General features: G+C 59.7%; 4 protein-coding genes, 2 rRNA genes and 2 pseudogenes. 6 read left to right on the forward strand and 2 right to left on the reverse strand.

The genetic code is table 11. The features are described from left to right. Positions 1-36: 36 nt before the first annotated feature. The 4 genes and pseudogenes from LCY71_RS19070 (at position 37) to LCY71_RS21535 (ending at position 3,276) form a co-directional block, all read left to right on the forward strand. A complete protein-coding gene (locus LCY71_RS19070; protein ID WP_225336486.1) occupies positions 37-906 on the forward strand; it encodes a hypothetical protein in 870 nt (289 codons plus the stop codon). 839 nt (positions 907-1,745) lie between these two features. Next, positions 1,746-1,991: pseudogene (locus LCY71_RS19075) on the forward strand (type II toxin-antitoxin system HicB family antitoxin). 682 nt (positions 1,992-2,673) lie between these two features. Beyond that, positions 2,674-2,922 carry a hypothetical protein gene (locus LCY71_RS19080; protein WP_225336487.1) on the forward strand — a complete coding sequence of 83 codons (249 nt, stop codon included), beginning with the start codon at positions 2,674-2,676 and terminating at the stop codon, positions 2,920-2,922. A 231-nt stretch (positions 2,923-3,153) separates the two neighbouring features. Further along, the gene (locus LCY71_RS21535; protein ID WP_263654386.1) at positions 3,154-3,276 is read left to right on the forward strand and encodes a hypothetical protein; all 123 of its coding nucleotides are present in this window, start codon (positions 3,154-3,156) and stop codon (positions 3,274-3,276) included. A 1,070-nt stretch (positions 3,277-4,346) separates the two neighbouring features. Here the strand turns inward: LCY71_RS21535 and LCY71_RS19085 are convergent. Both LCY71_RS19085 and LCY71_RS19090 read right to left on the reverse strand, forming a co-directional pair. Continuing rightward, entirely contained in the window at positions 4,347-5,813 is a 1,467-nt protein-coding gene (locus LCY71_RS19085; protein WP_225336488.1) for an amidohydrolase family protein, read from the reverse strand. 128 nt (positions 5,814-5,941) lie between these two features. Beyond that, positions 5,942-6,213 (reverse strand): annotated as a pseudogene (locus LCY71_RS19090) (YHS domain-containing protein); the annotation flags it as partial. Between the two features lie 1,396 nt (positions 6,214-7,609). On the opposite strand from LCY71_RS19090, the gene LCY71_RS19095 reads away from it, so the two are divergent. Continuing rightward, positions 7,610-9,080 (forward strand): 16S ribosomal RNA (locus tag LCY71_RS19095). Positions 9,081-9,445: 365 nt separating this feature from the next. After that, positions 9,446-12,369, forward strand: a 23S ribosomal RNA gene (locus LCY71_RS19100). Together the 16S and 23S rRNA genes form the textbook arrangement of a ribosomal RNA operon. Positions 12,370-12,447: the final 78 nt, after the last annotated feature.

The raw sequence follows: 12,447 nt of genomic DNA on the forward strand, positions 1-12,447 counted from the left end.
TAGAAGGTTTATACTGGAGGTCAACCAGCATATATTGTGGTCGTGCCTGTCAAATTATCTGGGACGACAGCGCCAAGACAGGCCTTTGAGTCTGTGATCGCAATCGACGAAACCGGTATACACGAAGACAGGATACCGACTGTTGTAAGCGCTTCACTCATCGACAGGGAACAGTCAGTCCATATCGTGAAGGGACTTCTCAGTGCAGGTGCTAAGCCTTGGCTACAAAAATCGACAGACTTGGATACCGATGATATCTACAGGTTCTTCAGACAAACTGAGATACCGACCCGAGCGCGAGCAGCATGGGGGTCACCTACTCGCGGCCAGCGGGCACTCATGGCCGTCGAGGCGATAAAAGAAGTCGTCCCAGCAGGAGTCTCACGCGACGGCGACACAACTAACTGCCTCGTCATACTGGATGGTCGTGTCTCAAACTTCGGGGGGAAACAGAATATCCTACGCTCTCGATCCGAGATACTTGACGACTACTTCGAGAACCAGAACAACGTCAACATCGCTTTCGCCACACTTGAAAAAGGTGACAGAACATACCCTGAAGTCACTGTGGCGGATTGCGCCTGTAACGTATTTCGCCATCGAATAGAACAGGAGGACGCAGTTGAACCAATAGACAACGTCCAGCGATTCGATAGCTCACGGTCTGTCCCGTCCGTTACTTTTGAGGACCGTGTTTATGAACTGGCTCCGAAAGGCGTCGCTCAGAAGAACACGTTTGAGTCGAAGGTGGCGGCGTGGCTGACGGGACACCGTCCATCAGAAGACGTACTCGGAGAGCTGTCACAGCGACAGTTTGAGAATCTCGTTGAGAACCATATTGACGATGAGGATGTCTCTCAGTACGTTCTCAACACCAGAAACCAACTGGGGAGTCAACAGGCGTGAGCCACTACCTCACTGCCCTTCCCAGGCCACGCACCACGGAACCGTGATGTTGACCTGCTCCCGTGTTCATCAGAAACGTAGTACCCGAGCTACAAAAATATTCTGTTCTTAGAGTGTCCATGTAACTGTCTTGAGGGGCGAATCAACCGTCCCCGTTGTGTCAATACCGATTTGATCCGCGTAGGTTGCCGTGCTGCATCCGCTGACCTACCTAACAGGTGTTTCAGCGGGAAAGCTGTCGATATAATAGGATTCCAACAGTACTCTACTATCGAAAAGAGCCAGCTACTCCGTTTATACGCTGAACAGGCGCAATACCACGGCGTTCACGCCGTGGATACGCGCGGTGACCTAGTGATATATTCTACCGCCAATTGCATTGCTGAGTTTCCATTCTATACTGTCAAGTGTCAAGAACTGCTATACAGCAGTAAGGTCAGGTCGGAACGGAGCGGATTCCGAACGACCCTCGGAGGCGGCCAGCCCGCCCACATAACGAGGCAGTATCCGAAACGCCGACGCGGTGAACGCGAATCCTCGAAGGGTTCGTCCTTGTGCCCGTCGGCCTGAGCAAGCCCGACGATAACTCCGAGTCCGGCGACGTGTCGGAGGCTCTCTGCTGGCAAAAACACAACAGGTGAGAGTCAACGACACCGAGGATAGGAGTAACAGCCGCTTGGCACGGCTAGACAGCCACCGACCACGATGGCTGGGTTAGCGGCGGACTCCCGTGAAGTGGCGGCGTCCGTGGTTGCAGACCTGACACTCCCACCGCTCGGGATTCCTCCGCCTTCAGGCGGAGGAGGATGTCAACAGGTGATGACAGAGTTTCACATGCCATGGGTGCTGGGGAAGAAATTCGATTAACAAAGGACGGAGACACAGAGCTCTGGACGGCAGTAGATGTCGAAACAGGTGTTGTCAGCTAGGGAGAAACCCGTGAAGCAGCCCTCGAAAACCTCGACAAGGCGGTTGAAGGACACGACGGTGCAGGTCGGCCGCCCATCGACGAAGAACTTCGGGAGCTCGGCATCGATCCTGAGGAGAACACCCCAGGTAGGGAATTGCCCGACGTCCTCAAGTAGTACACCCTATGGGTACACCAGCGTCCTCCGAGAGCGACATGGATCTAAACGAGACGCTCGAGTTCCTTTCTGAAGAACTCGATATCGAGCGCAGCGAGCACGTCCGAGAGGGCGGGCGATCAGTTGCTGATCTTCGCGACTGACCAGTAGGCTCCATCATCTCTATCGACAACGGTCGTCTCCAGACAGCTGATGACTGCCTTCTTGATCGAAACGGTTCGATCTGAGAGTCTCGGTCTACCCGTCCAGTTGTGGTCTTTCCCGACGAACTCGATCCAGAAACCTTCGTGACTACCAGGTTTCTCCCCCGACACCTTGGTACGTACTCCGTTGACCTTAGCAGTACATCTCGGTCACGCTCGTAGTTCTGAGTGAGATCGTACGTTCCGGACGCGCTCCACGGGCTGTGCGCCTGGCCGCGTGTAGCCCATTCCCGCCGGGCAGCTTCCGGCCCCGCCGCTCGTCGTTGGCGCTCCTCGCGGTGGGACCGGACTCCTGCCGGGTCGGGCCGGGCTCGCTCACGCACCACTCGTTCGCTCGGCGGGCGCTGCACCGACCGCCCGCCGCGCCCGCATCGATGCTCGGGTACGTTCGCTCGTGTGGGCGGCCCGACGTCCTTGAACCGCACCGTCCGTGCCGCCTCCGTGTCTCGTCGCTGGCGCTCCTCGGCACGGACCCGCGGATGACGGCTGGGTTCAAGGGCTTCGCCGGCGCTCGCCGCGTGCTGCCCGAGCACCTGGCGGACGGTCGGGAGCACGTCACGATTCCGTCGTCACAGCGAACGCGGACGGTGGATCCACGGGCGAACCTGAGTCAGGACGAACTGGCGAAAGTGAACGAGCGCGCGGACAAGATTGCAGCGACCTTCGAGGCACTGTCGCGAGTCGACGCAGCCCGGCGGTTGGCCGAGGAGTGGGAGAAACACGGATAGACGTTCACAGAAGCTGTGTTCGAGGTTCTGGACGAGTAGGCAGACGATCCCCCCGTCTCGACACAGGCGGCTGGCATCGATCCCGACGCCGAATGGGTCACCGTGGAGGGCGAGATCGTGCGGTTGTTCGACGAGACCGCACCCCGGAAGTAGTACCAGGTCGGATACCTCGAGGACGAGCAGGGAACGCGGGCCAAGGTGACGGTCTGACGACGGTCCGCGTTCGGTTCGATGGTTCGCACCCTCTTGGAAGGCGAGCGCGTGCGGATCGCCCTCGGAAAGCCGGATGAGTACAACAGTCAGCAGACAGTCGGCGTCACGAGCGATACTACGACCCTCTCGCTCGACGGGTAATTACCTGGCCGCGCTCTCTTTTTTGTTTTGCATTGTTCGTCGACGGTGGGACTGGTGAGATGATAGTGGGGCAGGCAGGGCATTCGGGAGCGACTACAGGGGCCGATTTAATATATCAGATTCCGTGGAAATCGGCACAACCCCGGCAGAGCGGAATGCCACTGAATCGTGTGGGCAAGATAAAGGAGTAATGTAGATTCGAGAAATCCGGCTACCATCATGCGATCTCTCCTACATTACATTACTGAATCTAATGTAGATAGGGCATTATACGGCCGCCGTATTGCGATTTCATCCGACAGTAGTGGTGTTCGTCTATTACAGTCATATATCCTATAGTTTCTGCTGAGCGCGCTATATTGTATCTCGAAGGAGCGATCGGATTAGCGTTCGAGTGGTGTGCGGGAATCGAACGAATGGGTGGCTTAGCTACTTTCTATCGAGAGTGGTGGAGTGAACGACAGACGTTGCGATGTCCCGTAATCGACGGTCTAGTCTACCGCTCTGCTACATCCTTTCGAGCGTATCGACGACACGATCCTCCTGATCTGACTACTGATCGTCGACGGCGTCGTCCAGCACCCGGCTACAGATGCTGAGTATCTGCGGATACTCCCCTGTGACCGTTGCAGGATCACCTACAAGCCTGCATCGGTGAATGGTTCGATACCTGCCGATCCGTTCTCCCGGACCAAGTCACGGTATCCTTTGACCATGTTCAGGGCAATCCGGCCGAAGTCGTCCGTGAAATCGATCAAGATGCCGATTACGGTCCCCGGGGCGCTTGCATTCTACTCTATCTAGTCTTTTGAGCAGGCTGGTCACGGGACCTTCCCCGGACGCGGTGGCGTCTCCGTCATTGCTCCGCCCAGTGCAGCGACTTCGACAATATCGTAGAGGCTACCAGAGCGATCGATAGCACTCCCAGCGGTACATTCACAGATCCACGGAACGGCTCTTCGTCGGTAGTGTCGGGAAACGAGCCCGTCCCCGACGGGGTTCTGGAAGCGACTGGCGAACGTCAGCGAACGCTACGTATCCCGGTGGAAACGCCTGATCTGCCGTGACGATCAGAAGGGAAATCTATCGCGTGCCGACTGAACGGCGAGTCGGGATAGCAACTGAGCGGGGCCGCGCTTCGGGAGATCTCGAACCGTATCGATCGGACTCGGCGGTTTGCCGCCGCCGACGTCCAGCTCCCAGTCGGTCTCGTCGGTGAAGCGGTCGACTGCGTGCTCCACACGCTGTTGCACTGCGTCGGCGTCCATCGTTTCGACGGTCCCGTCGCGGACCACCACGTCGCCGTCGACGATCACCGTCTCTACGTCGGCCGGCGCGGCGTTGTTCACCACGTGGGCGGGCACGTTCGTCAGCGGCGTGAACTTCGGCTTGTCTACGTCGAGCACGATCAGATCCGCTCGCTTTCCCGGTTCGATGCTACCGATCTCGTCCCCCAGTCCGAGTGCGCGGGCGCCCTCGACCGTGAGCATCCGCACGAGTTCCATCGACTGGTACTGGCCCGCCGTCCGCTTGACGTTGGCGGCGAGGCGGGCCTGTCGGGCCTCGCCGAACATGCTGTAGGAGTCGTGCCAGTAGTGGTCGTCGATCCCCAGCCCGACGTCGACCCCGGCGTCCCGCAGCTCGGGCACGGGCGTCCACTGCATCTCCGCGTCCGGGTTCCAGCAGGCGAACACCGACGGGCAGTGTGCGACGGACGCGCCCGCCGCGGCAGTGCGCTCGACGTCCTCGTCGTCGGCGACCCGGAAATGCGCGGCGATCAGGCGGTCGTCGAGGAGGCCGACGTCGTCGAGGAGGCCGATCGAATCCGCGCTACCGTTGGCCCGCGCCATCGCGTTGCTCTCCTCGAGCTCCAGCAGGTGCGTGTGGACGAGCACGTCCGGGTACTCCGCTGCGAGCACCGCCGTCCGCTCCCACAGCTCTCGGGTACACGACCAGTCGTCGTGCGGGCAGATCGTCGCCCTGATACGCCCGTCGTACGTGTCGTGATACTCGTCAATGAAACGGCGAGCGTAGTCGAACTGCTTGTCGACGGGCACGTCCCAGAACAGGTCCGTGATCGCCGGCCCGAAATAGCCGCGCAGGCCAGCGTCGCCGAACGTCTCCGCGCCCGCCGCAGGTCGGACATCCATCGAGTTGACCGTCGTGACCCCGCCGAGTGCGAAGTTCAGCGCGGCGAGTTCGTAGCCCGCCTCCAGGAGGTAGTCGAACTCCCCCTCGCCGAGGCGGCCGAAGAGGGCCGTCATGCTGCCCATCATCTCGAACAGGTCGAGGTCGCTGAACGCGCCGATCAACGGCGTCAGTTCCAGGTGGGTGTGGGCGTTGACCAGCCCCGGCATCACCAGTTTCCCGTCGCCGTCGATAACCCGGTCGGCCGCAACGGCGTCGTCGCCGTCCCCCGACTTCCTCACGTCAGTGATACGGCCGTCGTCGATGAGGACCGTCCCGCGCTCGTACAGGCGGTTCCGGTCGTCTACTGTGAGCACGAGCGCGTCGTCGATCGCTGTATCAACGGCCACCGCCGGTCACCCCCGAACCAGAACTCGTCGCGTGCGTTGCAACGACGGACTCCAGTTGCCCGGGACAGGTCGTACGGTGTGGCCTCCCCGACGGGAATTGCTGCGCGCCGCGACGTGCCACGTAGCGACTAGTGGTGGTCATGGCTCTGGGATCCATCGGCCGAGATCTGCGGACGCTGCCGGAAAAATCAGCCGGGTCCGCCGCAAACGGCTCCTTGCAGTGCTCAGAACAGAAATGGTACGCCCCGCCGTCGTAGACGCTGCGTGGTCCGCTATCGTCGGTGCGCACTCCACAGACCGGATCGCGATACCGGCCGGGTGCACCGAGCCCGAGCCGGTAGACGTACAGCAGGAACCCGGAGAGCGCGAATGCGATCAGATCGAGATAGAACGCGTAGCTCCGTCTCGGAGGCGACGTCGTCGGTCGTGCGTCCGACGTAGTCGAAACTGCCCGACGTCGTGGGCGAGAGTGGTCGTCGGGGGTTGTGCTACTCTGTCGGCGTTCGTTCCAGATGCACACGAGAAAACCGATCGGAGTGGGGGAATCAGTTTCGCACCGTCTCGCTGACGCACTCCGTGGGGGGTCACCGGGGGTGCCCGGCAGTTAGGGATTTTTGTCCACGCATAAAAAATCCTGGCCGTTATTCTCAGAATGTGAAACTCCGGTCGTCATTACGGTTCCCTTGTATGTCGTTACGTTCCCACCGACTGACCTAGGTGGATACCGTTGTCGAGAACTGGGCTGGTATGGTAACCCCCTCACAGGCTGGCATCCAGCCGCGCGTCCTGCTCCCAGGGACGACGTCTGTGGTCGGCCGCGTCCCGACAGTTCGATAGTGGGGAGAAGAATGGAACAAACTGCCTCCTAATACTATTGGTATGCTAGTGTTCTGGGCCGTGACGAAGTGGCTCAGCTGGTGGGTCGCTCCCGGTCGAACTTCGAGATCCCGCGCGTGCGTAAACCAAAGACAACCAGCAAGTAGCAAATGGGACCGGGGGGCGACGAGATGTGGGGTGAGTCGGATTTTCAGGTACTGCTGACACAATACGGATGGAGGATGAAGTGCCGACTCTCGGCGGAACGGCGACCCACGCTGATCTGCGAGCGGTTACACCGCAGGCTGACACCGAACCGACTTCCGCAAAGCACGTCGTGACAGTGGGGAGCCGCGCCTTCACCGCGGGAGTAGGGCGGGGTGGTCTACGTGACTGCCGCTGTAGCTGTCAGTACTTAAACCCGACCGATGGGTATTAGTCGCAGCCTCACCGTGGCGTGGTTTTGCATCTCATAACCTCCTGTCTTCGATTGGTTTATGTGGGGGCACCTGCTACGGAGTGATACGTTCGGAGGACGGCGCGACGCTGGGATCGTCCCTTCGCTGCTGTCCCCTCGACACACGGGGTTCCGAGCCCGGTTCGTGTGTCGGACGGCCGCACTCGAACCCGCCGTGGTGTTCTACACCAGGGTGGCTCTATCGTGTGGCCTCCGTCACACGCCTGGGACGAATCGGATCCCTTAAGTAGGGTTCTGCCCTACGATGATATCCGTTCGAGGGGCTGCGGGGTACGAGTCCTGCTCGTTCCGCCGTCCCACTCTAGACGGGGTTTCCCCGTCGATGATGAGTACGAACACCCATGAGCATCTCACCCCTGCGGTCCGCCGTACAGATGGGATGTGATGTAAGCCCTGATAGTTCGGTGATACCCGATCGGTGCGTCCGACGGTGTCACCGACTTCGACGGACCAGAGAGACAATGCGTGTCTCCGCCAGATCCCTGGCTCTGCCAGGGACACCATTCCGGTTGATCCTGCCGGAGGCCATTGCTATCGGAGTCCGATTTAGCCATGCTAGTCGCACGGGTTTAGACCCGTGGCAAATAGCTCAGTAACACGTGGCCGAACTGCCCTACGGACCGCGATAACCTCGGGAAACTGAGGCTAATCGCGGATACGGCTCTCACGCTTGAACGCGGAGAGCTGGAAACGCCCCGGCGCCGTAGGATGTGGCTGCGGCCGATTAGGTAGACGGTGGGGTAACGGCCCACCGTGCCGATAATCGGTACAGGTCGTGAGAGCGAGAGCCTGGAGACGGTATCTGAGACAAGATACCGGGCCCTACGGGGCGCAGCAGGCGCGAAACCTTTACACTGCACGCCAGTGCGATAAGGGGACTCCGAGTGCGAGGGCATAGCGCCCTCGCTTTTGTCGACCGTAGGGAGGTCGACGAATAAGGACTGGGCAAGACCGGTGCCAGCCGCCGCGGTAATACCGGCAGTCCGAGTGATGGCCGATCTTATTGGGCCTAAAGCGTTCGTAGCTTGCCGAGCAAGTCCACCGGGAAATCCAGCGGCTCAACCGCTGGGCGTCCAGTGGAAACTGTTCGGCTTGGGACCGGGAGACTCGAGGGGTACGTCCGGGGTAGGAGTGAAATCCTATAATCCTGGACGGACCACCGATGGCGAAAGCACCTCGAGAGCACGGATCCGACAGTGAGGAACGAAAGCTGGGGTCTCGAACCGGATTAGATACCCGGGTAGTCCCAGCTGTAAACGATGCCCGCTAGGTACGCCGCTCGCCATGAGCGCGCGGTGTGCCGCAGTGAAGACGGAAGCGGGCCGCCTGGGAAGTACGTCTGCAAGGATGAAACTTAAAGGAATTGGCGGGGGAGCACTACAACCGGAGGAGCCTGCGGTTTAATTGGACTCAACGCCGGACATCTCACCAGCACCGACACTGATAATGACAGTCAGGTTGACGACCTTACTCGAGTCAGTGAGAGGAGGTGCATGGCCGCCGTCAGCTCGTACCGTGAGGCATCCTGTTAAGTCAGGCAACGAGCGAGACCCGCGTCCGTAATTGCCAGCGATACCCTCGTGGTAGTCGGGTACATTACGGAGACCGCCACGGCTAACGTGGAGGAAGGAACGGGCAACGGTAGGTCAGCATGCCCCGAATGTGCTGGGCAACACGCGGGCTACAATGGTCGGGACAACGGGTTCCAATACCGAGAGGTAGCGGTAATCCCTGAAACCCGGTCGTAGTTCGGATTGTGGGCTGAAACCCGCCCACATGAAGCTGGATTCGGTAGTAATCGCGTGTCAGAAGCGCGCGGTGAATACGTCCCTGCTCCTTGCACACACCGCCCGTCAAAGCACCCGAGTGAGGTCCGGATGAGGCCTGGAATCCCAGGTCAAATCCGGGCTTCGCAAGGGGGCTTAAGTCGTAACAAGGTAGCCGTAGAGGAATCTGCGGCTGGATCACCTCCTACTGACCGGGACTGGGGCTCTGCCCCAGCCCACCTGCAAGTCCTGCCCTCGCGGCAGGCACCGGTGACACTCCGATCGCGCCGATCGGGCACCGAACTGTCAGGGCTTTACAGTTCGTCCCTCTTCGAGGGACGGGCCGATAGCTCAGTGGAAGAGCACCTCCATTCCGGAGGCGACCTCGGTTCGATTCCGGGTCGGTCAATACAGCGGGCACCGCGCCCGCACAACCGATGCACCAATCCGCGAAAGCGTGATTGGGAAGGGTTCGATGTTGCCCCGTTTACCACCCGGGGTAAAAGATGACAACCGTGTGTACGTGCAATCCAGACGTCAACTGGATCCGTTTCATCGTGGAACGTGTATCCGACGTAGTGGCTACTACGCCACTCGGTGAATGGCTCGGCTCGAGAGCCGACGAAGGACGTGCCAAGCTGCGATAAGCCTCGGGGACCCGCACGGAGGGGAAGAACCGAGGATTTCCGAATGAGAATCTCCATCGCAATTGCTTCGCGCAATGGGGAACGCCGGGAATTGAAACATCTCAGTACCGGCAGGAAGAGAAAACGAACGTGATGCCGTCAGTAACCGCGCGTGAACGCGGCACAGCCCAAACTGAAGCCCTCACGGGCAATGTGGTGTATTGGGCTGGCGATCAGCACTCGATCGCCGTCGAGAAGTCTCCTGGAACGGAGTACGAAACAGGGTGACAGTCCCGTATCGACGACCAGTACAGTGTGAGCCAGTCCCGGAGTATCGGGGGTTGGATATCCCTCGTGAATACGGCAGGCATCGATCTGCCAAGGCTAAACACTCCTCGAGACCGATAGCGAACAAGTAGCGTGAGCGAACGCTGAAAAGCACCCTCAGAAGGGAGGTGCAACAGGGCCTGAAATCGAGTGGTTATTGAGCGACGGGGCATAGAAGGTCCCGTGCAAAACGACCCGGACGCGAGTCCGCAGTAGGAAGCACGGGAAGCCGGTGTTCCGTCGTGCGTTTTGAAAAACGAGCCAGGGAGTGTGTCTGCGAGGCGAGTCTAACCGGTTCATCCGGGAAGGCATAGGGAAACCGACACGACCGCAGCGCTTTGCGCCAGGGTCGCCGTCTTCAAGGGCGGGGAGTCCCGCGGACACGACCCGAAACCGGACGATCTACGCGTGGACAAGGTGAAGCGTGCCGAAAGGCGCGTGGAGGCCTGCTAGGGTTGGTGTTTTACAATACCCTCCCGTGATCTACGTGTAGGGGTGAAAGGCCCATCGAGTCCGGAAACAGCTGGTTCCGACCGAAACATGTCGAAGCATGACCTCCGCCGAGGTAGTTCGTGGGGTAGAGCGACCGATTGGATGGACCGCCCTCGAGAGAGGTCGGCCATCCTGTCGAACTCCAAACTCACGAACGCTGTCGACGCGGGGAGTCCGGTGCGCGGGGTAAGCCTGTGTACCATGAGGGAGACAACCCAGAGCTGGGTTAAGGTCCCCAAGTGTGGACTAAGTGCGATCGAAGGTGGTCTCGAGCCCTAGACAGCCGGGAGGTGAGCTTAGAAGCAGCTACCCTCCAAGAAAAGCGTAACAGCTTACCGGCCGAGGTTCGAGGCGCCGAAAATGATCGGGGCTCAAGTCCACCACCGAGACCTGGCCGCTCCCGTCACAGGGAGACCGTGTAGGTCGGCGCTCTGATCGGGTGGAAGCTCGGGCGAGAGCTCGCGTGGACCGATCAGTGACGACAATCCTGGCCATAGTAGCAGCGATAGTCGGGTGAGAACCCCGACGGCCGAACGAGCAAGGGTTCCTCAGCACTGCCAATCAGCTGAGGGTTAGCCGGTCCTAAGTCCCACCGTAACTCGAATGGGACGACATGGGAAACTGGTTAATATTCCAGTGCTCGCATGCAGTGAAACCGACGTCTCGGGGTCGACCGAACCGGGCCATCGCCCGGTCGAACCGTCCAAGTTCGTGGAAGCCGTAATGGCACGAAGCGAGCGAACGGCGGGATAGGGCAACTCGGTTCAACCTGGGACCCGTGAAAAGGGAGCATGCGAACCGTACCGAGATCCGACACAGGTGCTCGTGGCGGCGAAAGCCAAGGCCTGTCGGGCCACAATCGACGTTAGGGAATTCGGCAATCTAGTCCCGTACCTTCGGAAGAAGGGATGCCTGCTCCGGAATGGAGCAGGTCGCAGTGACTCGGGCGCTCGGACTGTCTAGTAACAACATAGGTGACCGCAAATCCGCAAGGACTCGTACGGTCACTGAATCCTGCCCAGTGCGGGTATCTGAACACCTGGTACAACAGGACGAAGGACCCGTCAACGGCGGGGGTAACTATGACCCTCTTAAGGTAGCGTAGTACCTTGCCGCTTCAGTAGCGGCTTGCATGAATGGATCAACCAGAGCGCCGCTGTCCCAACGTTGAACCCGGTGAACTGTACGTTCCAGTGCGGAGTCTGGAGACCCCCAAGGGGAAGCGAAGACCCTATAGAGCTTTACTGCAGGCTGTCGCTGGGACGTGGTCGCCGATGTGCAGCATAGGTAGGAGCCGTTACACAGGTGCGGGCGCCAGCCCGTCGCCGAGGCAACAGTGAAATACTACCCGTCGGTGACTGCGACCCTCACTCCGGGAGGAAGACACCGATAGCCGGGCAGTTTGACTGGGGCGGTACGCGCTCGAAATGATATCGAGCGCGCCCCAAGGCCATCTCAGCCGGGACGGAGACCCGGCGAAGAGTGCAAGAGCAAAAGATGGCTTGACAGTGTTCTTCCCAACGAGGAACGCTGACGCGAAAGCGTGGTCTAGCGAACCAATCAGCCTGCACGATGCGGGCGATTGATGACAGAAAAGCTACCTTAGGGATAACAGAGTCGTCACTCGCAAGAGCACATATCGACCGAGTGGCTTGCTACCTCGATGTCGGTTCCCTCCATCCTGCCCGTGCAGCAGCGGGCAAGGGTGAGGTTGTTCGCCTATTAAAGGAGGTCGTGAGCTGGGTTTAGACCGTCGTGAGACAGGTCGGCTGCTATCTATTGGGGGTGTCATGGTACCTGACGGGAACGTTCGTATAGTACGAGAGGAACTACGAACGGGCGCCACTGGTGTACCGGTCGTTCGAGAGAGCGTTGCCGGGCAGCCACGCGCCACGGGTTAAGAGCTGAACGCATCTAAGCTCGAACCCCACCTGGAAAAGAGGTACCGCCGAGGTCACTCGTAGAAGACGAGGTCGATAGACTCGGGGTGTACGCGCCGAGGTGACGAGGCGTTCAGCCCGCGAGCACTAACAGACCGAAGCCATTCCATTCATCCAACATCTGATACACAGACCCGATGATTCGGGTCCAGGCGGAACCTGGATTGCACGTATCGTGACTGCTGTACG

This window comes from Halomicrobium urmianum (assembly GCF_020217425.1).
Lineage (GTDB): Archaea > Halobacteriota > Halobacteria > Halobacteriales > Haloarculaceae > Halomicrobium > Halomicrobium urmianum.

Bases quoted from the DNA above. Each gene is read 5' to 3' on its own strand.
- LCY71_RS21535 (WP_263654386.1), top strand. From the start codon at position 3,154: ATGGTTCGCACCCTCTTGGAAGGCGAGCGCGTGCGGATCGCCCTCGGA.
- LCY71_RS19080 (WP_225336487.1), top strand. From the start codon at position 2,674: ATGACGGCTGGGTTCAAGGGCTTCGCCGGCGCTCGCCGCGTGCTGCCC.